The organism is Microbulbifer maximicatervae (SeqCode), assembly GCF_052467505.1.
In genome coordinates this window covers 3,719,366-3,743,630 of sequence record NZ_CP174313.1, presented here as the reverse complement: position 1 = coordinate 3,743,630, position 24,265 = coordinate 3,719,366, and the positions used below count along the sequence as shown (strand labels likewise).

20 protein-coding genes are annotated in these 24,265 nt (G+C 54.9%); 14 read left to right on the top strand and 6 right to left on the bottom strand.

What is annotated here, in order from left to right; genetic code table 11:
- Positions 1 to 20: 20 nt before the first annotated feature.
- Genes asd through rsgA form a run of 3 tightly spaced genes read right to left on the bottom strand, consistent with a single transcriptional unit; the run spans position 21 to position 2,741 of the window.
- Positions 21 to 884 carry an archaetidylserine decarboxylase gene (gene asd, locus ACJJIN_RS16475; protein WP_444892592.1) on the bottom strand — a complete coding sequence of 288 codons (864 nt, stop codon included), beginning with the start codon at positions 882 to 884 and terminating at the stop codon, positions 21 to 23.
- A 25-nt stretch (positions 885 to 909) separates the two neighbouring features.
- Positions 910 to 1,704: a sulfurtransferase gene (locus ACJJIN_RS16470; RefSeq protein WP_444895441.1), complete on the bottom strand. Its 795-nt coding sequence runs from the start codon at positions 1,702 to 1,704 to the stop codon at positions 910 to 912.
- A complete protein-coding gene (gene rsgA / locus ACJJIN_RS16465; protein ID WP_444895440.1) occupies positions 1,701 to 2,741 on the bottom strand; it encodes a small ribosomal subunit biogenesis GTPase RsgA in 1,041 nt (346 codons plus the stop codon). The genes ACJJIN_RS16470 and rsgA overlap by 4 nt, the downstream gene beginning before the upstream one ends.
- Positions 2,742 to 2,827: 86 nt before the next feature.
- On the opposite strand from rsgA, the gene orn reads away from it, so the two are divergent.
- Positions 2,828 to 3,367 (top strand): oligoribonuclease, encoded by a 540-nt coding sequence (orn, locus tag ACJJIN_RS16460; protein ID WP_108731440.1) that lies wholly within the window; start codon positions 2,828 to 2,830, stop codon positions 3,365 to 3,367.
- 13 nt (positions 3,368 to 3,380) lie between these two features.
- Here orn and queG read toward each other — a convergent pair whose 3' ends face one another.
- Positions 3,381 to 4,490 (bottom strand): tRNA epoxyqueuosine(34) reductase QueG, encoded by a 1,110-nt coding sequence (queG, locus tag ACJJIN_RS16455; RefSeq protein WP_444895439.1) that lies wholly within the window; start codon positions 4,488 to 4,490, stop codon positions 3,381 to 3,383.
- Positions 4,491 to 4,624: 134 nt separating this feature from the next.
- Here queG and ACJJIN_RS16450 point away from each other — a divergent pair, with 134 nt between their 5' ends.
- The 13 genes from ACJJIN_RS16450 to ACJJIN_RS16390 all read left to right on the top strand — a co-directional run bounded on the left by ACJJIN_RS16450 (position 4,625) and on the right by ACJJIN_RS16390 (position 20,053).
- Positions 4,625 to 6,106, top strand: a complete 1,482-nt coding sequence (locus tag ACJJIN_RS16450) for an NAD(P)H-hydrate dehydratase (protein WP_444895438.1) — start codon at positions 4,625 to 4,627, stop codon at positions 6,104 to 6,106.
- Positions 6,106 to 6,600 carry a tRNA (adenosine(37)-N6)-threonylcarbamoyltransferase complex ATPase subunit type 1 TsaE gene (gene tsaE / locus ACJJIN_RS16445; protein WP_108731443.1) on the top strand — a complete coding sequence of 165 codons (495 nt, stop codon included), beginning with the start codon at positions 6,106 to 6,108 and terminating at the stop codon, positions 6,598 to 6,600. Before ACJJIN_RS16450 ends, tsaE begins: the two co-directional genes overlap by 1 nt.
- 55 nt (positions 6,601 to 6,655) lie before the next feature.
- The gene (locus tag ACJJIN_RS16440) at positions 6,656 to 7,966 is read left to right on the top strand and encodes an N-acetylmuramoyl-L-alanine amidase (RefSeq protein WP_108731444.1); all 1,311 of its coding nucleotides are present in this window, start codon (positions 6,656 to 6,658) and stop codon (positions 7,964 to 7,966) included.
- Positions 7,967 to 8,011: 45 nt separating this feature from the next.
- Positions 8,012 to 9,898, top strand: coding sequence for a DNA mismatch repair endonuclease MutL (gene mutL / locus ACJJIN_RS16435; protein WP_444895437.1), 1,887 nt, complete (start codon positions 8,012 to 8,014; stop codon positions 9,896 to 9,898).
- 70 nt (positions 9,899 to 9,968) lie between these two features.
- Positions 9,969 to 10,892 carry a tRNA (adenosine(37)-N6)-dimethylallyltransferase MiaA gene (gene miaA / locus ACJJIN_RS16430; protein WP_444898267.1) on the top strand — a complete coding sequence of 308 codons (924 nt, stop codon included), beginning with the start codon at positions 9,969 to 9,971 and terminating at the stop codon, positions 10,890 to 10,892.
- A gap of 191 nt (positions 10,893 to 11,083) precedes the next feature.
- On the top strand, positions 11,084 to 11,368 hold the full coding sequence (gene hfq / locus ACJJIN_RS16425; protein ID WP_020413623.1) for an RNA chaperone Hfq: 285 nt from the start codon (positions 11,084 to 11,086) through the stop codon (positions 11,366 to 11,368).
- Between the two features lie 131 nt (positions 11,369 to 11,499).
- A complete protein-coding gene (gene hflX, locus ACJJIN_RS16420; protein ID WP_413664097.1) occupies positions 11,500 to 12,810 on the top strand; it encodes a ribosome rescue GTPase HflX in 1,311 nt (436 codons plus the stop codon).
- 186 nt (positions 12,811 to 12,996) lie between these two features.
- On the top strand, positions 12,997 to 14,148 hold the full coding sequence (gene hflK, locus ACJJIN_RS16415) for an FtsH protease activity modulator HflK (RefSeq protein ID WP_444895436.1): 1,152 nt from the start codon (positions 12,997 to 12,999) through the stop codon (positions 14,146 to 14,148).
- A gap of 11 nt (positions 14,149 to 14,159) precedes the next feature.
- Entirely contained in the window at positions 14,160 to 15,032 is an 873-nt protein-coding gene (gene hflC / locus ACJJIN_RS16410) for a protease modulator HflC (RefSeq protein WP_413664098.1), read from the top strand.
- A gap of 199 nt (positions 15,033 to 15,231) precedes the next feature.
- A complete protein-coding gene (locus ACJJIN_RS16405; protein ID WP_413664099.1) occupies positions 15,232 to 16,425 on the top strand; it encodes an ATP phosphoribosyltransferase regulatory subunit in 1,194 nt (397 codons plus the stop codon).
- Positions 16,426 to 16,537: 112 nt separating this feature from the next.
- Positions 16,538 to 17,860, top strand: coding sequence for an adenylosuccinate synthase (locus tag ACJJIN_RS16400; protein WP_282930279.1), 1,323 nt, complete (start codon positions 16,538 to 16,540; stop codon positions 17,858 to 17,860).
- Positions 17,861 to 18,001: 141 nt separating this feature from the next.
- The gene (gene trhA / locus ACJJIN_RS16395; RefSeq protein WP_282930278.1) at positions 18,002 to 18,655 is read left to right on the top strand and encodes a PAQR family membrane homeostasis protein TrhA; all 654 of its coding nucleotides are present in this window, start codon (positions 18,002 to 18,004) and stop codon (positions 18,653 to 18,655) included.
- A 177-nt stretch (positions 18,656 to 18,832) separates the two neighbouring features.
- Positions 18,833 to 20,053 (top strand): lytic murein transglycosylase, encoded by a 1,221-nt coding sequence (locus ACJJIN_RS16390; RefSeq protein ID WP_413664101.1) that lies wholly within the window; start codon positions 18,833 to 18,835, stop codon positions 20,051 to 20,053.
- A gap of 7 nt (positions 20,054 to 20,060) precedes the next feature.
- Here the strand turns inward: ACJJIN_RS16390 and ACJJIN_RS16385 are convergent, their stop codons facing one another.
- Both ACJJIN_RS16385 and ACJJIN_RS16380 read right to left on the bottom strand, forming a co-directional pair.
- Positions 20,061 to 21,083 (bottom strand): succinylglutamate desuccinylase/aspartoacylase family protein, encoded by a 1,023-nt coding sequence (locus tag ACJJIN_RS16385; protein ID WP_444895435.1) that lies wholly within the window; start codon positions 21,081 to 21,083, stop codon positions 20,061 to 20,063.
- A 93-nt stretch (positions 21,084 to 21,176) separates the two neighbouring features.
- On the bottom strand, positions 21,177 to 24,260 hold the full coding sequence (locus ACJJIN_RS16380; protein ID WP_444895434.1) for a DUF6531 domain-containing protein: 3,084 nt from the start codon (positions 24,258 to 24,260) through the stop codon (positions 21,177 to 21,179).
- Positions 24,261 to 24,265 lie beyond the last annotated feature (5 nt).

Sequence of the window (24,265 nt, the reverse complement as noted above, 5' to 3'; positions counted from 1 at the left end):
GCCGCCTCTCCTTACTAATATCAGTCCTTGCCGGATAACAAATTACCGAAATGCTCACCCATGCGCACGGGCGACTCGGCTTCCAGCTGGTCGAGCCAGCTCACCTGGTCTGCGCCAAATAGCATGATGACGGTAGAGCCCAGCTTAAAGCGTCCCATCTCCTCACCTTTCTCCAGGTGGACAGGTGCCTTTTCCAGATAATCTGTGTTGATGACTTTACGCTGGATAGGAGCGACTTGTCCGGCCCAAACGGTTTCGATACCGGCGACAATCATCGCACCCACCAGGATCATTGCCATAGGGCCGGCTTCTGTATCGAATACGCAGACCAGACGCTCATTGCGCGCGAACAGGCGCGGAACGTTTTCTGCAGTTACCGTATTTACAGAGAAGAGTTGTCCGGGCACATAGGTCATGCTGCGCAGGGTGCCGGCCATGGGCATATGCACACGGTGATAATCCTTCGGTGACAGATACACAGTGGCGAAGTGCCCGTCATTAAATTGCGCCGCTACCTTGGGATCACCGCCCACCAGTTCCACCAAGCTGTAGTCGTGACCTTTAGCCTGGAAAATACGGCCGTTATGGATCTGGCCCAGCTGGCTGATGGCGCCGTCGGCAGGGCTGGCGAGGGTGTGTTGCCCTTCGATAATGGGGCGGGCTCCGTCTACCAGCTCGCGGGTAAAGAATTCATTGAAGGTGCGGTAGGCAGTGCAGTCGCTCTCTTTGGCCTCCTGCATATCCACGCCGTACTTCTCAACAAACCAGCGGGTGAAAGGATCTTTGATCCACTTGAGCTCTGTATTCGCCAACCAGCCGGCAGCGCGGGAGAGTGCGTGTTGCGGCGTTAGGTATTGCAGGGCGGCAAAAAGTTTAGGGTTCATAAATCTACGTCTTTTCTCAATGTATCTACTGCTGTACCGGAGTATTGGGCAAATTGCCCCACTCACTCCAGGAGCCTGGATAAGCGCGAATATCCAAGCCCAGGGACTTGCCCACTAACCAGGTAAAAGCGGAGCGGTGATGGCTCTGGCAGTGGGTGACAATCTTGTGTGAGCTATCAATTCCCTGTGCAGCGAGGAATTCGCGGGCATCCGATCTAATGCGCAGATCTTTTTGCGGATCCATCAATTGGGTCCACTCGCAATTGATTGCTCCCGGTATATGACCGCCCTTCATGGCCAGGACCCGCTCACCGCGATATTCCTGGGGTGAGCGAGCATCCCAAACTAGGAATTCATCATTGCCCAGTTGATCCTGGATTTGCTGGGCGTCCATTGCAGCTGTGCTGTTGACTGTGATTTGAATATCACTTGGCTCGATATCTGGAGCCTCGGTAGTGAGAGGAAGGCCGGCACCTCGCCAGGCCAACATGCCACCATTCAAGTAGCTGTAATTGCGGTGGCCTATCATTTCCAGGGTCCACAAAAAGCGCCCAGCCCAACCACCGCCCTCGTCGTCACAGGCGACCACATGTTGTTCCGGCTTCAAGCCAATAGCTTGAAACACTTGGGTCAGCTGTTCGATACCGGGCAGTTTTCCCGGTGCGGGCGCGGTGCCAGCCACCAGCGCCTGGAACGGCATGTGAACGGCTCCTGGGATATGGCCGTTGAGGTAATTGTGGGGTGAGCTGAGGTCTACAATCAGCAGTTCTTCGCGCTCAAGCTGAGTCGCGAGCTCATCCGCTTCGATGATCAGTTTCAAAACTTGTTCTCCGATTCCAGGCTGTTGCGCAAATGCAGAAAACTATTCATGCGGCGCTCGCTAATTTTTCCATCGGTCAGTGCCTCTTGGATAGCGCAACCGGGTTCGCCCTGATGGCGGCAGTCGCGAAAGCGGCAGTGCCCGATAAATGGTCGGAATTCGACAAAACCTTCCAATAGGGCGGACTCCTCCATATGCCAGAGTCCAAACTCGCGAATCCCGGGGGAGTCTATCAGATCACCCCCACTGGGCAGGTGAAACAGTTCCGCCGCAGTGGTGGTGTGAGTCCCCTTTTGGGTTGCCTCTGACAGAGCACCGGTGCGGGCGCCGGCACTGGGAAGCAGTGCGTTGACCAGGGATGACTTGCCTACTCCGGACTGCCCTACAAAAACGCTACATCCTTGCGCAAGGGTTTCCAGCAGCTCCGGCAGGCCCTCGCCAGTTTTGGTGGATAACCGTAAAACCGGATAGCCGAGCTCCGGGTAGGGGGCGAGTAGCTCCTCCAATGAATCGTGATTGCGTTCATCAATCAGGTCGGTTTTGTTGAGCAGCAGCATGGGTGCTATGCCGGTGGTCTCTGCGGCTACCAGGTAGCGGTCGATGGCATTGGCAAAAGGTTCGGGGTAAGGGGCGATAACGATCAATATGCGATCGATATTGGCTGCGACAGTTTTGAGGTCGCCGTAGCGATCGGGTCTTTGCAGCTCGGAATTGCGCGGCAGGCGCGCGCCGATAACACCAATGCCCCCATCGCTGTCTTCGCTGGCAGGGTGCCAGGCAACGCGATCGCCGGTCACCAGGGTTTCGATATTGGCGCGCAAATGGCAGCGCTGGCGCAGGCTCGGATCACTCTCGCTCTCCACTAAAACCTGTGTGCCATAGTTGGCGATAACCAGGCCGATCTGTTCCTGCTCCAGTTGCCCCTCTTCCAGGGCCTCTTCGGCAGATTGCTCGCGCTTGCGGGCGCGGGCTTCGCGTTCCTGCTGGATTTTGTTGATACGCCACTGTTGGCGGCGATTTAATTTGCGTTTACTCATGCACTAGCACCTGGAGACTAGCGGCGGATTATAGCTATTGCAGGGTAGTTGCGGTAACTTGCGCGGAAAGTTTGAGGAGACCCGTTGTGGATCAGAACAACCTGATCTGGATTGACCTGGAGATGACAGGCCTGAATCCGGACAAAGAGCGCATTATTGAAATTGCCACAATCGTGACGGATTCACGCCTGGAGATTCTCGCCGAGGGTCCCTCAATGGTCATCCACCAAAGCGATGCCTTGCTAGATGCAATGGATGAATGGAATACGGAACAGCACGGTGGTTCCGGGCTGGTAACGCGGGTTAAAGAGTCCAGTATTTCCGAACGGGATGCGGAAAGGGAGACCCTGGAGTTCTTGCGGCAGTGGGTCCCTGAGGGAGCATCTCCCATGTGTGGCAACTCTATCGGCCAGGATCGCCGCTTCCTGGTGAAATATATGCCGGAGTTGGAATCCTATTTCCACTATCGCAACCTGGATGTCAGCTCGGTGAAGGAATTGGCTCGTCGCTGGCGCCCAGAGGTTTTGGATGGAGTTAAAAAACACAGCAGCCATTTGGCGCTCGACGATATCCGCGATTCTATTGAGGAATTGCGCCACTACCGCGAGACTTTTTTCCGCCTCTGACCCCCACTCCCGATTAGCCAGCGGGCTTGCGTTTGATTTTACGCTTGCGCCTGCGCCCGCTGCGCAACCGCTCCAGCGCCCAATCGATATGCTCCAGAACCAGGGGCGTGGCGTCGACGCGCGCACTCTCCAGGGTGTTGATGACTTCGGGCGTGGCCTCCCCATTGCCCAGGGCTACAGCTAGGTTGCGCAGCCAGCGCTCGTGGCCGATTCGGCGAATCGCCGAACCTTCAGTCTTGCGCAGGAACTCCTCTTCGCTCCAGGTAAACAACTTCAATAGCTCACCATTGTCCAGTCCGTGTCGGGGATGAAAATCTTTTTCCTTGGTGGGCTTGGCGAACTTATTCCAAGGACACACTATTTGGCAGTCGTCGCAGCCGTATATTCGGTTGCCGATGGGCTCGCGAAATTCCTCAGGGATTGGGCCTTTGTTTTCAATGGTGAGGTAGGAGATGCAGCGCCGCGCATCCAGGGTGCGGTCATCGATAAAGGCATCGGTGGGGCAAACCCTGAGGCAGGCGACACAGTCGCCACACTGATCATGCTCCTCGCTGATATCTATGGGGAGTGGCAAGTTGGTGTAGATTTCGCCGAGGAAAAAGTAAGAGCCGGCGGTCGAATTCAGTACCAGCGTATTTTTACCAATCCAGCCCAGGCCGGCCTTGGCTGCCAGGGCCTTCTCCATTACCGGGGCGCTGTCGGTAAAAGCCCGACCTTTCGATTCAATGCCCCGCTCGGCGCAATAGGTATCAATTTGCTTTGATAGATTGGCCAGGCGTTTGCGGATCAACTTATGGTAATCGCGGCCATTCGCATAGCGGGATACATAGGCCTTACTCGAATCCTTCAACACTTTAATCGGCTGGGTGTCCGGCGGCAGGTAGTCCAGACGCACGCTGATTACCCGCAGTGTTCCCGGCTCCAATAATTCGGGGCGCCAGCGTTTCTCACCGTGAGCGCCCATCCAGTCCATATCAGCCTGATAGCCCGCATCAATCCAGGCGCGCAGGCGTTCCCCTTCCTCCTCCAGCTGGCAATCGGTAATACCCACTTGTTGGAAGCCCAGTTCTCTGCCCCAAATTTTGATCTGTTGGGCTAAGTCGGCGAGCAGTGATTCGGTCATAGATAAAGCGGCTCGATATTCCCTGCAAGCACAATGCCTGGCCGGGGCGGTATACTTTGCGGTTGGCGCAAACGATGGCGATGTAATTGCCTATTTTGCCACAGATGAATTCTTGACCACATCGCGGGAGCTGCATGGACACGCCTCAACCTCTATACAGTGCCGAGTCGGTACGTGAGCTGGATCGACAGACGATTGCTGCACTGGAAATCCCCTCCATTCAACTGATGAAGCGCGCCGGTCGCGCGGCTTTTTCACATCTACGCAGGCACTGGCCGGAGATCGGCCGCCTCCAGGTTTTCTGCGGTGGTGGGAACAACGGTGGGGATGGCTATGTGATTGCCGCCCTCGCCGCGCAAAAGAAAATCCCGGTCACCGTCTATGCGTGTACCGATCCTCAGCACCTGAGCGGCGATGCCCGGGAGGCCTATGAGTACGCCTGCCGGGAAGGTGTCCAGGTGGTGAACTCTCTCGCAGAACTGGATACGGCGGATGCCAATACACTGATTGTGGATGCATTGCTGGGAACGGGCTTTAGCGGTGAGCTGCGCTCCGGCGTGGCGCATGCGGTTGAGCGAATCCGCAAAAGCCCCGGCCCGGTGTTGGCTGTGGATATCCCCTCCGGTCTGAGTGCCGATACCGGCAGTGCCGGCGAGGCGGTCAGTGCCGATATAACGGTGACTTTTATCGGCCGCAAAATGGGGCTCTACTGCGGTCGCGGCCCGGCGCTCTGCGGAGAGGTAATTTTCGAAGGCTTGGGGGCACCTGAGGCTGCCTACCGAGCAGTTGAGCCTTTGGCTATGCGTTACGAGGCTGATGCCATCCGTCGCCTGCCAGCGCGTGCCGCCGATAGCTTTAAAAACCAGTTTGGCCATATTTTGGTTGTCGGCGGTGATACCGGATTTGGCGGTGCTGCATTGATGGCTGCGCAATCCTCAGCGCGCTGTGGAGCCGGGCTGATTTCCCTGGCGACCCGCCCTGAGCATTTGTCCGCAGCGTTAACTCGCAGTCCAGAAGTGATGGCCCATCCGGTGATTTCCGGGCAGGAGCTGGAACCGCTGCTCGAAGGCCCCAGCGTAATTGCAGTGGGCCCCGGTTTGGGACGCTCCCCCTGGAGTGAGCAGCTGCTGGCGCGAGCCGGCCGAGCTGAGGCGCCCTTGGTTGTAGATGCCGATGCATTGAATATTCTCGCCGAGGGCCGGGTTCTGGCCGGGGTCCGGCGGGATGACTGGGTGTTGACCCCACATGTGGGGGAGGCCGCCCGCCTCCTGGGTTGTGATACCGCCGAGGTGCTCGCCGATCCTCGCGCCGCTGCTATTGCAGTTCAGCAAAAATTCAGTGGCGTGGTGATATTAAAAGGCGCCGGTACCCTGATTGCACATGATGGTGGTGTTGACCTTATCAACAGCGGTAACCCGGGTATGGCTTCCGGTGGTATGGGAGACCTCCTCACCGGTATTGTTGCAGCATTGATTGGCCAGCACTTGCCGCTGGTGGAGGCTGCCCGACTGGCGGTGTGGTTACACGGAGAGGCGGGTAATCGCGCTGCCGAAGAGGGTATGCGGGGATTACTCGCTACGGATTTATTGCCCTGGATTAGACGTTTGGTAGATTGATGGCGAGTGAATTGAAATTACATTTGGCCGATGAAGCAGCCACCGTATCCGGCGGCAGCTCGCTCGGGCAGGCCTGTCTCGCGGCGGGCCTGCAACAGGGACTGACGCTGTATTTAAATGGTCAGCTGGGCGCGGGAAAGACAACTTTTTGCCGGGGGGTACTGAGGGCCTTTGGGCACGAGGGTGCGGTAAAGAGCCCCACCTACACCCTGGTGGAACCCTACGAACTTGAGGCTCACCGGGTTTACCACTTCGATCTTTATCGTCTGGGTGACCCGGAAGAGTTGGAGTTTATGGGGGTGCGGGATTATTTTTCTGCGCAGAGCTTGAGCCTTGTAGAGTGGCCCGAGCGGGGTGAGGGCATATTGCCGGCTCCAGACTTGGAAGTTGAGTTGGAAGTACCGGAAAGTGGCCGCCAGCTCAGGTTAATTGCGCACTCGCCCCAGGGTGAGCGCGTAATAGACCTGCTGCAAAAGCTGCTGCGAGCATCCTGAAAACGCCTGAACACAGGGAAATACTGATACCAATAAGCAAAGGGGCTGGGAAGTAATGAGTTTTATGTGGCGGTCTCTGTTAGTTGTCGCGCTGTGGCTGGCAGTTTTCCTGCCAGCTTCTGCGACGCAAGTGGAAGGTGTGCGCGTCTGGCGAGCACCCGACCATACGCGTCTGGTTTTTGATTTGAGCGGCCCGGCAGAGCACAAGTTATTCACCCTCAAGAGTCCCCACCGGGTGGTTGTCGACCTCTCTGATACCGAGTTGAAGGCCGAGCTGGACAAGCTGGACCTGGATAAGACGCCGATCGCGCGGGTGCGCCACGCCCGTCAGAATAAAAAAGATCTACGGGTTGTATTGGACCTAAAGCAGCAGGCCAATCCGCGCAGCTTTGCTTTGCGGCGCCATGAAAACCTGCCGGATCGATTGGTGATTGACCTTTACGACGAGGTTAAAGGCAGCGAAAAGACGCTGGAGCAGGTCAGTAGTGAACGCAATATCATTGTCGCTATTGATGCAGGGCACGGCGGGGAAGACCCTGGGGCTTCCGGTCCCGGTCGCTTGCGGGAAAAGGATGTGGTGCTGGCGATTGCCAAACAGCTGCACAAAAAGATAAACGGTGAGAAGGGCTTTACCGCCAAACTGGTGCGCACAGGGGATTACTATATTCCTTTGCGGGAACGGGTAAAAATTGGGCGAAATATGCGTGCGGACCTTTTTGTGTCGATCCACGCCGATGCCTTTACCCGTAAAGATGCCCGTGGCGCCGGCGTCTACGCGGTCTCCTCCCGGGGCGCAACCAGTGAAACCGCCCGCTTTTTGGCCGCGCGGGAAAACGAGTCCGATCTTATCGGTGGTGCCGGCAGTTTGAGCCTGGGCGATAAAGATGACACCCTGGCTGGCGTATTGCTCGACCTCTCCATGACTGCCACCATGAATGCCAGCCTGGATATTGGCGCCAGTGTGCTGTCACAGATTGGCACTGTCACTCATCTGCACAAAAAACAGGTGGAGCAGGCCAATTTCTCGGTGCTGCGTTCGCCGGATGTGCCTTCAATTTTGGTGGAGACGGGTTTTATTACCAATCCCCAGGAAGCGAAACGCCTGCGCGATCCCAGTTTCCAGCGCAAGCTGGCGCAAAAGCTCAGTGACGGTATAGTGGCGCACTTTAAGAGCCGCCCCCCGGCGGATACCTGGCTCGCCGCCAACCAGAGCGATAAGTCTCGCAACCACGTTATCGCCCGCGGGGAGACCCTGTCGGGTATCGCTGCGCGATATAATATCTCCGTCGCCGCCCTGATGAGAGCGAATGGCATCAAGAACTCCGTGATTCGAGTGGGGCAGACCCTGAGTATTCCTTCCGGCTGAGACCTCAGTGTCGAGCGGTCCTTGCAGCATTAACAGGCCAGATTCATGCACGATAAAATCCAGCAACTCTCTCCCCGCCTCGCCAACCAGATTGCAGCTGGTGAGGTAGTTGAGCGCCCGGCATCAGTAATCAAGGAGTTGCTGGAAAACAGCCTGGATGCGGGCGCTACACGGCTAGAGGTCGATGTGGACGGCGGTGGTAGCAAGCGCATGAAAGTGCGCGATAACGGCAAGGGCATAGAGCGGGAAGACCTGCCAATGGCCCTGGCCCGCCACGCGACTTCCAAGATTCATGCATTGGAAGATCTGGAGGCGGTGGCCACCCTGGGCTTTCGCGGTGAGGCCCTCGCCAGTATTTCCTCGGTGGCGCGCCTGGCATTGACCAGCAGCCGCGATGAAAGTGGCAAGGGTTGGCAGGTAAGTGCGGAGGGCCGCGACATGCAGGCGCAGCTCGCGCCCTCGGCTCACCCCCGTGGCACCACGGTGGATGTGCGCGACCTGTTCTTCAATACGCCTGCTCGGCGGAAATTCCTGCGCACAGAAAAAACAGAATTCAATCGCATTGACGAGACGATTAAGCGCTTGGCGCTGTCCCGATTTGATGTCTCTATCAGCCTGCGCCACAACGGCAAGGGTGTCCACAACCTGCGCGCGGGCACCGGGCGGGTGGAAATGGAGCGCCGTGTGGCCCAGGTGTGTGGGCCGGCATTTATGCAGAATGCGCTGCATATCGATGTGGAGCGCAGCGGCCTTCGCCTGTGGGGGTGGGTTGCGGAGCCCGCATTCTCGCGCTCCCAGGCCGACTTACAATTCTTTTACGTCAATGGTCGTGCTATTCGCGACAAGGTGGTCAGCCATGCGGTGCGCCGGGCGTTCGCCGATGTTTTGTACCACGGTCGCCATCCGGCATTTGTACTTTATCTGGAGCTGGACCCGGCTTCCGTCGATGTGAATGTGCACCCGACCAAACACGAAGTGCGTTTTCGCGATAGTCGCCTGGTACACGACTTCCTGTTTGGCAGTTTGCACCGGGCCCTGGCGGATGTGCGCCCGGGGCAGAAAGAGGAAACAGAAAGCGAGCCAGAGCAGGAGCGCCAGGAACAGGTCACGGGTTTGCAGGTCGGTGAATTTGCCGGGCAGCATAAAATGCCACTCAGCAATCGCCCCTCGCCCTCAAATTTGCGCGAGCAGATGAATGCTTACGGCGCTCTGCACCAACCGTATCAGGACTCATCCCCGGCGACACAACAGCCGCAGGATGCCCCTACCAGCCGGCCAGTGCCCGTGCCCCAAGCATCTTCCGGCACGACCATAGGGGCCGGTGCGGGCATTGAAAGCGAATCCGAAGTGCCGCCGCTGGGCTTTGCTCTGGCGCAGTTGCATGGAATCTATATTCTCGCGCAAAACGAGCACGGGATGGTTGTTGTCGATATGCACGCTGCCCATGAGCGCATTGTCTATGAGCAGATGAAAGTGGCTTATGCGGCCGGTGGAATTCAGGCTCAGCCCCTCCTGGTTCCAGTGAGTCTGGCTGTCAGCCAGCGGGAAGCGGACTGCTTCGAGGAGCGCAGCGAGGTGTTTACCGCGCTTGGTTTCGTATTGCAGCGGGCTGGCCCGGAGACTTTGCTGGTGCGCCAGGTACCCACAATGCTACACGGCGCTGAAGTGGAACAGCTGGTGCGCGATGTACTCTCGGATCTGCTCGGCGAGGGCGACAGCGCCCGTATTGGTGAGCGTATCAACGAAGTGCTGGGGACAATGGCTTGTCACGGTTCTGTTCGCGCAAATCGACGTCTGACAATCCCGGAAATGAATGCTCTGTTGCGGGACATGGAACGCACGGAGCGCAGTGGCCAGTGCAACCACGGTCGCCCGACCTGGACCCAGGTTAAACTGGCAGATATGGATAAGTGGTTTATGCGCGGCCAATAGGTACGCGGCAGAAGTGGGTGGTAGTTTGAATAACAGCTTGCCGGGTGATAAGCCCCGTGTAATTTTCTTGATGGGTCCAACGGCCTCCGGCAAAACGGATCTGGCCATGGCGCTCGCCGATCGTTTGCCTGTGGAATTAATTAGTGTTGATTCTGCTCTCGTATATCGAGGCCTTGATATCGGCTCGGCCAAGCCCTCAGTGGAAGAGCTAGCTGCATACCCTCACCGTTTGATCGATATCTGTGACCCGTCTGAGTCTTATTCGGCAGGTCGTTTCCGCAAAGATGCGCTGGAAGCTATGGCAGAAATTACCGCTGCTGGTAAAGTGCCATTACTGGTTGGCGGAACTATGTTGTATTTCCGCGCTCTGTTGGAAGGCATGGCAAAATTGCCTGAGGCAGACGCAGCGGTGAGAGCAGAAATTGAAGCTCGCGCAGAGCGTGAAGGGTGGCCTGCATTGCATGCGGAGCTGGCCCAGGTGGACCCGCAGTTGGCGGCTGAGCTACATCCCAACCATTCGGTACGTATCGAAAGGGGGCTGGAAGTTTACCGCCTCACCGGTGTTCCGCTTTCGCAGTTGCGTCGCGAGCAGGAAGCTGGGGGAATACAGGAGCAGTACCAAGTGTGCCAGATGGCCATTATGCCCCGCGATCGATCCCTGCTTCACCAGCGTATTGAACTGCGTTTTCGCAAGATGCTCGCGGCGGGCTTTATTGATGAAGTCCAGGGCCTGCTGGACCGGGGAGACCTGCACGAGGACTTACCGGCAATTCGCGCGGTGGGATACCGGCAAGTTTGGCAACACTTGCAAGGCCAAACCGATTACGATGATATGGTGGCCGCTGGAATTGCGGCGACGAGGCAGCTTGCCAAGCGCCAGTTAACCTGGCTGCGGCGCTGGCCAGACCTGCTAACTTTGTATACTCAGGATGAGCAAGGTGGGGTGCGTGAGAATGACGAAATATTGGCTGAAGCCTTGAAATTTCTCGCTTAAGCATCCATAACGTGGTTGGGCTATTAAACGACAAGCCCGTTCAGTCAGTTTTCACAGAGTCCGGCCTTTTCCGGCTCGCTACTACACTACTTATACGCGTATTCAACCTCAGTCGTTTTTTGATCCGCGCTCTTCGCGGGTGCGATTGCGGCCTGCATACCGCATTCAGCTTTTTGACAAGGAGAAAAAAGATGTCAAAAGGGCACAGCTTACAAGACCCTTACCTCAACGTATTGCGCAAAGAGCGTATTCCGGTTTCTATCTATCTGGTAAACGGCATCAAGCTCCAAGGGCAAATTGAATCCTTCGACCAGTTCGTGGTGTTACTCAAAAATACTGTGAGCCAAATGGTGTATAAGCACGCCATTTCTACGGTTGTTCCGTCGCGTGCAGTGCGCGTACCGCTATTGAATCCCGCAGCCCAGCACGGCGGCGAGGGTAATGGTGAAGGCGGTGAGCGCGAATCCTTTAGCTAAAAGATCCGTATCAATTTCACCTGCACCCCGTTTTGCCGGGGCGCCAGCAGCTCGGTGAGCCCCTTGCAGGGCTTGCCGGTTGTCACCTCAGTCAGGGCTTATCGCGCCCTTTTCGCAATAGAGAATTCCCATTGTTTTTCGATCGACCGGAATCCGGTGAGCTCGCAGTACTGGTACACCTAGAACTCTCCGCTATCGACAGTCCCGACGACCCTCGTGAATTTGAGGAGTTGGCCCTATCTGCCGGAGCAGATCCTGTCAGTTTTATTTTCGGCCAGCGCGCCACTCCAGACCCAAAGACCTTTGTTGGCCGAGGTAAGTTGGAGGAGATTCGCCAGGTGGTCAAAGATCAGGAAGCCGCCCTGGTTATCTTTGATCACATCCTGTCTCCGAGTCAGGAGCGCAATATTGAGCGCGAATTAAAGTGCCGGGTGCTGGATCGCACAGGACTTATTCTGGATATTTTTGCCCAGCGTGCGCGAACTCACGAGGGTAAGCTTCAGGTGGAATTGGCCCAGCTGCGCCATATGGCAACGCGGCTGGTGCGAGGTTGGACCCACCTGGAGAGGCAAAAGGGTGGTATCGGCTTGCGTGGGCCCGGAGAAACCCAGTTGGAGACAGACCGGCGATTGCTGCGCGCGCGCATAGACTCCATCGAGAAGCGGCTGGAAAAGGTACGCCGCCAGCGGGAGCAGGGGCGCCGCGCGCGTTCCCGGGCAGAAATGGCCACAGTATCTCTGGTTGGCTACACCAACGCGGGCAAGTCGACCCTGTTTAATCGCCTGACCGATGCAGATGTCTATGTCAGGGACCAATTGTTTGCCACCCTCGACCCGACCATGCGCAGGGTTGAATTACCCAATGTTGGCGCCATGGTATTGGCTGATACGGTGGGATTTGTCTCTCACTTGCCGCATAAACTGGTAGAGGCATTCCGCGCAACCCTGGAAGAGGCCGCCAGTGCGACGTTGCTTCTACATGTGGTGGACGCTGCTGCAGATGACCGATTACACCTGATGGAAGAGGTGCAAACGGTTCTGGAGGAAATTGATGCTTCGGAACTGCCGCAACTGGTGGTTTATAACAAAATTGATCTGCTGGCAGATTTTGAACCGCGTATAGACCGGGATGATCAGGGTGTACCCCGGGCAGTTTGGCTCTCTGCGGTAACAGGTGCGGGTTGTGAACTTTTGATTGAGGCTATTGCCGAGCGCCTGGGCGAGCAAATGGTGCGCGGGCAACTGGTAGTGAAGCCTCATCAGTCCAGGCTGCGAGCGCAGCTATTTGAAATTAATGCGGTGCAGTCGGAAGTCTACCGCGACAATGGTGACTGCGAATTACAAATATTATTGCCGCGTAGTGATTTCCAGCGTCTGCTGGCGCCACATATTGCTGGCAATGACGCGCCGGAATGGGTTTTGGAAGAACCCATTGCTGAGTAGTTGTCGTATAAACATTGATTTTAAAATTCAGGTCATATTACGACCTTTAGTCGAATTTGTTCGGGGTTGGTCTCCGCAGACTGCCCACTTGCCTCAGGCTAGGGCCTGTCGGCAATATTTTGTCGGCAATGGATGCTAGAATCCGCCGAAGTAAAAGATTAAGTGATCATAGTTGGAGTAAGTTAAATGGCCTGGAATGAGCCGGGTGGTAACAATAAAGACCCCTGGGGTGGTGGCGGTAACCGCAATAACGGAGGCCCGCCCGATCTCGATGAACTACTGCGAAAAATTCAGCAGAAACTAGGTGGCCTGTTTGGTGGTGGCAGCGGCAGCCCAAGTGGCGACTCTGTCAAATTTCCCTGGGTACTGGTTATTGGTCTCGCCGTATTGATTTATGGCGGCCTGGGGATTTACCAGGTCAACGCCAACGAACAGGCGGTTGTTTTGCGCCTGGGCAAATACCACTCCACGGAATCTGCCGGCCTGCACTGGAATCCGCCGCTTATCGATAACGTCACCAAGGTCAATATGACTGAGGTGCGTACCGAGCGCACTACCGGTCAGATGCTGACCGAAGACGCCAATATCGTAGAAGTGGTACTCACTGTGCAGTGGCAGGTTGGGGATGCTGAGTCTTTTGTACTGCGTGTTCGCGATCCGGTGAAGAGCTTGCAGGAAGCCACCGACAGCGCCCTTCGTCACGTGGTGGGCTCTCTCACTTTAAACGGTGTGATTTCCCAGAACCGGACCCAAGTATCTGCCGATACGCAGGAGCGATTACAGGAATACTTGGACCTGTACCAGACCGGTATACGCATTGATGTGGTTAACCTCACTGATGCTAAGGCGCCGCGCGAAGTGCAGGATGCGTTTGACGATGTGACTAAAGCCCGTGAGGACGAGGTGCGTCTGCAAAATGAAGCTCAGGCTGATGCTAACCAGATAATCCCGGTTGCCCGTGGTCAGGCTCAGCGCATTATCGAAGAGGCCGAGGCATACAAAGCCCGCGTCATCGAGAGTGCCCGAGGTGAAGCTGTACGCTTTGAGAAACTGCTGGCTGAATATGAGCGTGCCCCGGAAGTTACCCGCGAGCGTCTCTACCTGGATGCGGTACAGGATGTGATGGCCAACACCTCCAAGGTGATGGTGGATGTAGAGGGTGGCAATAACATGATGTACCTGCCGCTAGATAAATTGGCGCAAGGCGGCGCTGGAGCAGCGCGAGCAGCCCAAAGCCAGGACACCTCGCCTGTAATGATTGAGGAAGTCTATCAGCGTGTTATTGAGCGCCTTCGTCGGGATGACGCCAGCACCCGTCGCAGTCAGACTATTCGCTAGGAGGGGATGATATGAATAACAAAACACTGGGTATCATTGTTGTCATCCTGGTTGGAGTATTGGTACTTTCTTCCAGCGCCTTTGTAGTGAAAGAGACTGAAAAAGCCGTGTTACTGCGCTTTGGTGAGCTGGTGCGCACCTACACCGAGCCGGGTCTCTACTTCAAAATCCCTTTTGCGGAAAGGTTGCGCAAGTTTGATGCGCGTATTCAGACGGTGGATTCCAGCCCCGTTCGTATGCTCAACAGTGAAAACAAATTCATGATGGTTGATTCGTATGCCAAATACCGAATCTCTGATGTGGATAAGTTTTATATCGCCACTCGTGGTGACGATCGCAATGCGGTGCGCCTGCTGTCGGAGCGGATCAATGATCAGCTCCGGAACGAGTTTGGTGTGCGTGATCTGCATGAGGTAGTCAGTGGCGAGCGCGATGAGTTGATGGCGGAGATCACTAAAAACCTGAATAAGGTGGCTCAGGATGACCTGGGAGTGCATGTGATTGATGTGCGCGTCAAGCGGATTGACCTGCCGCCGGAAGTCTCCGAGTCTGTGTTCCAGCGTATGCGCGCTGGTCGTGAGCTGGAGGCGCGGGATCATCGCGCCAAGGGTCAGGAGGCCAGTGAGCGTATCAAGGCTAATGCCAATCGCCAAAGAGTGGTGATTGAGTCTGAGGCCTACCGCCAGGCGGAAGAGTTACGCGGTGCGGGTGATGCAGAGGCGGCAGCTATTTACGCTGCGGCCTACAGCAAGAATCCGGAGTTTTACCGCTTTACCCGCAGTTTGCAGGCTTACAAGGAGTCCTTCCGGAGCAAGTCAGATATGATGCTGGTCGATCCAGATAGCGAATTCTTCCGCTACCTGAAAGACCCGAAAGGAGAGTAGGGCTGAAAATGCTATGTAGCACTGGGCAATTGGTGCTACAGGCGCCGGGTTAGATTCGATAACCCTACCTTCCTGTTAGCACTTGATGCTAAAATCACGCAAACCGGGCCCAGCCCGGTTTTTTTGTGGGAAGTGCTGCGGCTTGTTTGTGGCAAGCGCTGTGGCACCGCAATTTCTTCGCTGACGAATTCATTTCATCATGACTCAAGCCGATCGCTGGATGTTACCGGATGGCATTGCAGAAATTCTGCCTGCGGATGCCGTGCAATTGGAGACTCTGCGCCGCCAACTACTGGACCTCTACCACTGCTGGGGGTACGAGTTGGTGATACCGCCGATGTTGGAATTCACCGAGTCCCTCCTGATCGGGATGGGCCATGATGTAGATCTGAGCACCTTTAAGGTCACCGACCAGATATCTGGACGCACTTTAGGTATACGCGCGGATATGACTCCGCAGACTGCCCGGATTGATGCCCACAGTTTTCCCCGCAGAGGCGCCAACCGCCTCTGCTACGCCGGTCAGGTGGTGTACACCAAGCCGCGAACCCCGATGGGCTCGCGAGCGCCGATACAGGTTGGTGCGGAGCTGTTTGGAGTGGACAACCTCGGTGCAGACCTCGAGGTGATCTCGCTGATGCTGCAAAGCCTTCAGGTAGCGGGTGTCAGCCAAGTGCACCTGGACCTGGGCCACGTCGCGATTTACCAGAGTCTGGTTGAAGCGGCGGGCCTCAATGACGAGCAGCGCAGCGCCCTGTTGGCAATGTTACAGAGCAAGGCGACTGCTGATCTGTGCGAGTGGGTTGAGGAGAATGTTGGCGACCAGAAGGCTGCCGAGTGGCTGAAGGCGCTCCCGGGGCTGGTTGGGGGACGGGAATGCCTGGATAAGGCCCGCGAACTCTTTTCTGGAGCCCCGCAAAATTTGCTGGCGGCAGTTTCCGATTTGAGGCAGGTAGCTGAGGCTCTGAATGAGCGCTATCCAGAGGTGACACTGTTCTTCGATTTGAGTGAAGTACGCGGCTACGACTATGAAACAGGTCTGGTATTCGCCGCCTACACACCGGGCCACGGCCAGGCATTGGCCAACGGTGGACGCTACAACGGTATCGGGGCCGTGTTTGGGCGCGATCGCCCAGCAACAGGCTTTAGTAGTGACCTGGTGGCATTGAGTAATCTGGGCAGCGCCGCCGTTGAAGAGGGTGCTGCGATATTGGCACCAGATGTCAGAGGCTCCCAGGGCGCTGAACTGTGGAAGGCGATTCACGAGCTGCGGGCTCAAGGCGAAGTGGTCATCACAGCCCTCGCTGGTGGTGCCGATAGTGAACTGGATTCCCGCTGTGACCGCGAGTTGGTTGCTGAGGGTGATTCGTGGGTAGTAAAACCACGAGACTGATTTTTCGGGCGCAGTGGATGTGCCTATTATCGCGCGGGCCTACCCGCAGACATCCATTTATGTGGGGCCCCGGCTCCCGCAGAGAAAAACCTGAGTTTAGAGATTTATACAGATGGGCAAGAACGTAGTAGTACTGGGTACCCAGTGGGGCGATGAGGGCAAGGGCAAGATTGTCGATTTGCTAACCGAGAAGGTCTCGCTGGTAGTGCGTTTCCAGGGTGGTCACAATGCGGGCCACACCCTGGTTATCGATGGCGAAAAAACCGTACTGCACCTGATTCCCTCCGGTATCCTGCGCCCCAGCGTAACCTGCTTGATCGGCAATGGTGTGGTGCTCTCCCCGGAGGCGCTGCTGAAAGAGATGGCTGAGCTGGAAGAGCGCGAAGTTCCTGTGCGCGAGCGCCTGCGTCTTTCCCCGGCGTGTCCGCTGATCTTGCCTGTGCATGTTGCCCTCGACCAGGCCCGTGAAAAAGCACGCGGCGCCAAAGCGATCGGTACTACAGGTCGCGGTATTGGTCCTGCTTACGAAGATAAAGTTGCTCGTCGCGGTCTTCGCCTGGGTGATCTGTGCAACTGGGATAACTTCTGCCACCAGCTGAAAGAGCTGATTGATTACCACAACTTCGCTCTGACCGAATACTACAAAGTTGACCCGGTCAGTTATGAGGACACCGTTGAGCAGGCCAAGATCTGGCGCGAGCAACTGGTGCCGATGATCACCGACGTTGCCGATCACCTGCACAAAGCGCGCGAGAACGGAGAGCATATCCTGTTCGAAGGCGCCCAGGGTTCCCTGCTGGATATTGACCACGGTACCTACCCGTTCGTAACTTCCTCTAATACCACTGCTGGCGGTACTGCAACTGGTTCTGGTTTTGGTCCTCTGTACCTGGATTATGTATTGGGCATTACCAAGGCCTACACCACCCGCGTTGGCGGTGGTCCTTTCCCAACTGAGCTGGACTGCGAAGTTGGTCGTCACCTGGGTGAAAAAGGTCACGAGTTTGGCGCTACCACTGGGCGCCAGCGCCGCACCGGTTGGTTTGACGCTGTTGCTGTGCGCCACGCGATCCGAATCAACAGTATTTCTGGCCTGTGCCTGACCAAACTGGATGTTCTCGATGGCCTCGAGGAGGTAAAGGTTTGTGTGGGCTACCGCAACAGCGCTGGTGAAGAAGTCCCAGTACCATTTGATGCTGCAGGTTGGGAAGGTGTCGAGCCGGTTTATGAGTCTATGCCCGGTTGGACAGAGAACACTGTCGGTGTGCGTCGTGAAGCGGATTTGCCGGCCAATGCACGCGCCTATATCGCTCGAATCGAAGAGCTGGTGGGCGCTCCGGTAGACATTGTTTCTACAGGCCCAGATCGCAACGAAACTATTGTTCGCGAATCTTCCGCTTTGTGCGAAATGGGTATTCACAACGCTAGCGTTTAAGCCCTAACCGCCCGGTTGTGAATGTGCAGTCTGGTGATGGCCTTGCTATTTTAAGTGAGGCCTCTGATCATTAGACCTGTTCCAAGTTATTGGTCGTGCACTACACGCAGGCTTATGACCTGAATTTAACCGGGCTAATTTATGTCATCTTCCGTTTCCGTTGCCAGTCGTTACAGTTTTGCTGAAGAGATCGCCAACAGTGTGACACATGGTGTTGGAGCTCTTCTGGCGATTGCCGGTCTGGGTGTATTGACCGGATTTGCTGCCCTGCGCGGGGACGCTTGGCATATTGTCAGCTCCAGCGTCTATGCCTCCACCCTGATACTCTGTTTCCTAGCCTCCACGCTGTACCACGCAGTCAGCCATATCGGCGCCAAAGCGATACTGCGGACCCTGGACCACTCGTCAATCTTTCTATTGATTGCTGGAACCTATACTCCCTTCACTCTGGTTACCCTGAGGGGCCCTTGGGGTTGGTGGCTGTTCGGTATTATTTGGGGGCTCGCGCTGATCGGGTTGATTATTCAGTTCACCCCGCTGAAGAAGATTCGAGCTCTGTCTATCACTCTCAGTGCCTTGATGGGATGGGTCGTGGTGGCTGCTATCAAGCCGCTGTCGGATAGCCTGGAAACTGGCGGTTTGTGGCTGTTGGTTCTCGGTGGTCTCTGCTACACCGGCGGAATCGCTTTTTACCTCTGGCGCAGCCTGCGCTTCCACCATGCAATTTGGCATCTCTTTGTGCTGGCGGGCGGTATATTGCACTTCTTTGCGGTGCTGTTTTACGTCATTCCCTAATCTTCCCGTTTTGCGGCAGAGCTCACCCTAAAGGTGAGCAGCACGAACTTCCCTCTCATGTGACTGTCCAGTTTAATAGCAGGTGGGAAGTTCAACGGTTACCGGCCAATCCACCTTTCGGATAAGAGTGGCTCGTTCTACCCTTGAGCGAGCAAAAGTTGTGTCGAAGGTAACTCCATGCCCAAATTGCAATGGTTTCAATATCTGTCTGCCATCCTCGCGATAAGCGCGGTTCTCCTGGTTTCCAGTACCCATGCACAAGAGAAGGCCGATCCGGCCTTCGAACAGTGGGTAAAGGAGTTCCGTAAAACCGCGATCAAGAGTGGAATCTCTGCGGAGGTTTACGACCAAGCCTTTAAAGGAATCACTTCTCCAGACCAATGGGTTCTGGATCGCGCAGCCTATCAGCCCGAATTCAAAGCACCGGTGTGGCAGTACTTTGATAATCGGGTGCAAAAGAGAGCGATTGAACGAGGCAAGCGGGAAAAAGAAAAAATGAAGCCCTGGTTGGACAAGATCCAGAAGCGCTTTGGGGTGGACCCCAATATCCTGCTTGCGATCTGGTCTGTGGAATCCAGTTTTGGCGGCATCCTCGGTAATGACAAGGTAATGCGCAGTGTCATTCGCTCACTGGCAACACTCGCCTACGCGGATCCCCAGCGTAAAAAGTTTGGCCGTCAGCAACTGCTGGCCGCGCTAAAAATATTACAGGCAGGAGATATCGAGGGTGAGCACTTGTTGGGCTCATGGGCTGGAGCTATGGGGCATACCCAATTTATTCCCACCAGTTATCAAGCCTATGCGGTGGATATCGATGGTGATGGTAAACGGGATATCTGGAACTCCATTCCGGATGCGCTCGCGACTGCCGCCAACCTGCTATCCAGTAACGGTTGGCAGCGAGGAAAACCCTGGGGTTATGAGGTCAATATTCCCGCTCGTAAAATGCCTGCGGGAAAGATGTCGGTAGCCGAATGGGAAAAGCTTGGTGTCAAACGGGCTAATGGTGAGCCCTTTCCCAGCAAGAAAGCCATTGCCGAATTAAAGTTACCAGACGGCCGCAATGGCCCGGCATTTTTAGTGTTCAAGAACTTCTTTGTCCTCAAGCGTTACAACAATTCAGATCGCTATGCGATAGCTATAGGCCTGCTGGCAGACCGGATTGGCGGCGGTGCGCCTTTGGTAAATGATTGGAAGCGTCCATTTACTCCACTGGATAGTGTTCAAGTGGAAGAGTTGCAGAAGTTACTCAAACAGAAAGGGTTTTACACCGGAGAAATTGATGGCAAGGCAGGTCCGGGTACCCGCAAAGCGGTAAGTGAATTTGAAAAGAGTGCCGGCGTTGAAGTTCAGGGCTACCCGAGCAAGGAAGTTCTGGAGTTGTTGAAGAAACAATAGGGAGTCCCTAAAAGTTCTCATCTGGTAGGAGCGTATCCTGGAGTAGTTCCAGGTTCTCGACAACACCCTCGGGTTCACGGAAGTAGGCGATGTGGTACATCGCCTCGCCTTCCTGGACCAGGGGGATATTCTGTCGCCCAATAATGATTCCATCCTCATTACAGATCAGCTGGTCCAGTTCCTGGCCGTATGGATCTGCAATGGTCGCCAGCAGGTCGCCCCGGTAGACTTGATCCCCGAGTGCCTTAAGATGATTGGCGATGCCGCTATCCCCCGCGCGAAGCCAACCGCTGCGTCGAGCAACAAATGGCTCTATCACATTTGTCTTTCGGGTTTGCGGCAACATCTCCAGGTGTTTCATCACATTGATCACACCTTTAACACCCGCGCGGATACTGAGTTCATCAAAGCGCAGGGCTTCACCAGCTTCATACAGTAATACTCTTACCCCAAGATCCGCGGCTGCTTGGCGCAGGGATCCATCGCGAATAGAAGCGTTGAGTAGCACGGGAACACCAAAGGCCTTGGCGAGTTTTCGGGTTTGCTCATCGTCCAAGTTAGCGCGAATTTGGGGGAGGTTACTGCGATGTACGGCTCCTGTGTGTAAGTCGATGCCATAGTCGCATTTGGTGACTATTTCCTTGAGGAAGACGTGAGCCATACGTGCGGCGAGAGACCCCTTTGCCGAACCTGGGAATGAGCGGTTTAGGTCGCGCCTGTCAGGTAGATAGCGAGTGTGCTGCAGTACCCCGTAAACATTAACCATTGGAACTGCAACCAGGGTCCCGCGCAATGACTTCAGGCGGCCGCTTTGGATAAGCCGGCTTATTATTTCAATGCCGTTGAGTTCGTCACCGTGTATGGCGGCACAAACGAACATCTTGGGGCCATCTTTTTTACCGCGCTGCACATAAACTGGGATTGCCATTTCTGTGCTTGTGTACAGCCTTACAACAGGTAGGTCGATATGGCAGGACTCGCCCCTGGCGACATGGACCCCTCCGATCTCAAAATCCGAGCGCTCTTCCATAACACTCACGGGCAAATAGATATACCCATAGTGTATAGGCAGATAAGAGTTGACCAGGGCAGCAAATGTTGATGCAGCTGCCCGAGTATTTCGTTACAGCTGCCCGATTGATTGGGCAGAAGTCGTCAGGTTATGAGAGCGGTCCCCGTTTAGCCAGATACCGAGGGCAGGGCTCCAGTAGCCTGAGGGGTGGTACCACAGCCCAGTCTCTACATCCGCGAGCAAGTTAGTTCCCCGCCAGGCACTCGGCCCTTGATTGTGGGGGTCTTTTCCTTTTTCTCCAGCCTCCCCACCTTGTGACCACTGAGCGGCACCTTGAGTATCAAAAATCGCGAGTGGCTTGCCGTCGGGGTTGGAAAGGTAATGCTCGATATTGTCGGCAGTCCATTGGCAGAGAATGGCATTGGTTTGGGGTTGGTGAATCCAATGGCTTAAACCTCGGGACTTGCCGTCAATATTGTGAATTTCCCCCCAGATACCCAGGCTGCTCCAAATAGTGACAACGCGGCGTTGCCGGGTTGATTTTCGGTGGGTACATGTCTTGCTTAACCGCCGACCGAAGGGGTCGTAGCGGAAATGGGTTTTAAATTCTCCGCACTCCGCGTGGCTCATCAGGCCCCAGCCGTCGTACTGGTATTGATAATCCTTGCGGCCTGGTATGTTGCTTTCGCTAATAATATTGCCGCGCTTGTCACTTTTTGTTTGAGGTTGAGTCGGACTTTGCTGTGCCCGCAGCGGGTTGGTCATTTGCAGGGGAGGGGATTTATCAAAGTGCCAGGAAAGTGCTTGACCGGACTCCATGCCTACCAGGCGCCCAAATAAATATTTGTGATTACTGCGAACCTCTCCTTGAACCTGGAGGATATCTTGGCCTTTGGATTCGGTGCGAACAATGGCTTCACCATTGGCATCGATTCCATACAGGGCTCCACAAGGAGCGAATGTATAAGACAAGTCGAGATTGTCGGAGCTGGCACTCTTTAACCAGCCGCGTTTGTCATATTGATACTGAAGACTGAAATCCCGGATATCTGCACTGTCGTGATGCTCTGCGGTTACCCGACCGCGGCTGTCGTATTTAAATCGCACCGAAGAAAGGGCATTGTCTGCCTGTACTAGCCTGTTATGTTGGTCGTAGTGGAACTCACTATTTTGGCCACTGTTATTGCGAATACCGGTTAATACACCGCTGTCGTTATAATTGAAGTACCAGCGAGAGTCATTATCACAATATTCATGCAGGCTGCCGTCTATATTGTAATGCCAACGCCAAGTTCGATCCTGTGGTGCCTTGTGGCTAACTAATTGCCCGAAGCAGTCATATCCCCAAGTGTAGTTTCCTGCGGGACATTCCAGGCAGACTAGCTCACCGATTGGGTTATAGCTGAGGTCCCAATTGTTGCCGTCGGCAAAATTGATATGACAGAGTCTACCGGCGTTATCATGGTCGCAAAGAATACTTTGGCCGCTATCTCCGTGAATAGCGTTGGTAAGGCCTCGTTCGGAATAGTCCAGGCCGTATTGGTGAATGCCTAGGCGAGCTTCTCGTAGTTCACCGGCACTACCATAGCTCCATTCACGCCACAGTTCGCCATTCATTTTCAGCGAAATGACTCGTTGCCAGTGGTCGTATTCCAGGCCTAGGAGCTTTTTATCTCTACATATCGATTGCAGCTGCCCCTGCCCATCCCAGCTGAAGTCTACCTTGCCACCTTCGGGGTCCCGGATCTGTGTGAGCTGACCCCGATCCGTATAGAGAAATTTCCAGACTTGTTTTGCTGGATCAATGATACGTTCTGGGCGGCCTTTTGCATTGAACTGGAATTGCCACAGAGTCTCATCGTTGATAGATGCCGCACGCAGGTAACCTCGGTCATCGTAAAAGTATCGATTACTCACATCGTGAGAAGTGGTGCGAACCAGTCGGCCGAATTCATCGTGTCGAAAGAAAAGTCTACGGCCATCAGCCTTAATCTCTTCGCAGAGGTTGCCGTAGGAGTCATACAGCCAAGTACAGATACGTGATTCTTGCTGTTCAGAGACTCTCTGACCGAACTTGTTAAAGCGTATATGAATCGGGCCGGATAATTCTGATTCGACTGTGCAGCTATTGTTACTCGCAAGCCAACTTAAGCTAGTGAATAACTCATTTGAATTTAATGAGCAGCATCGATTGTGTTCATCATATATAAATTGATAGCTTCCAGACTCGCTGCTGTGCAGATGAGCCAGTTGAGAATTGTCATATTGATATTTTTCCCTTTTAAGCCCACAGCAGCTTTCGACTAATTGCCCTTCCTTATAGTTGTAAGCGCAGAGGTTATTTTGCCCTTCTACAGCGTGACCGTTCACTAGATTGAAGATATGACCATCTTGGCAGTTAAATTCAATAACCCGGCCCCAAGAGCTGACTATTTTTTTAGGTAAACCTTCTTGATAATCGATAGTTAAGGCGTTTCCAAATTGATCCCTAATTTCTGCAAGTGGTAAAGCGCTGTTCACGCCGTCGGCGCGAAAAATCTTATGATATTGATCGAATGTCGTTAAACGATAACTGTGTAGGCTTTGCCGAAATAACATTAACCGTTCAAAACGATTGTAACAACCATGACCTATAGCGGGTAAATTAAAGGTTACAGATCTGCCCTCGGCAGTGAATAGCTTGACGAAGTGGTCGTGTACAACAAGTTTTTCACTTAAGGAGTGTCGCCAGCCCGCGCCAATGCCAGTGTCCTCGTTGAGGGAAGAGCGGAAATACCTTTTCCATTCAAATGGCAATGGCCCTGGAATAATGACGTCTGTTCGCTCAAAAGCGACTTCCCCTGTATTGCTGACGACGTGTTCAGCGATCTGATGGCTGCGTTCCAGAGCTGGAATTACCTTATTTGCTGGATTGACCCCTGGGAGGTTAGTCAGTTGGGTTGGGCTGCCGTCTACCTCATGCAAGAGGGGAACCATAGGTGCCGAATCGATACTATATCGATTGGCTTCAATGCCTGGCAGCTTTGGCCAAAAATCTTCTCTCCGTAAATTGAGAGAGATGTCTTCTGGTGTTCGCTCAATTTGGGAAAGCCAGCGTATAACTGATGCGGGGTTCTCGTGAGAGAGTTTAATTGTTGGGGGGGTAAGCTTATTGAGTAAGTCGGGTATTAGCTGGGTAAGACGTTCCGGTGTCATTTTGT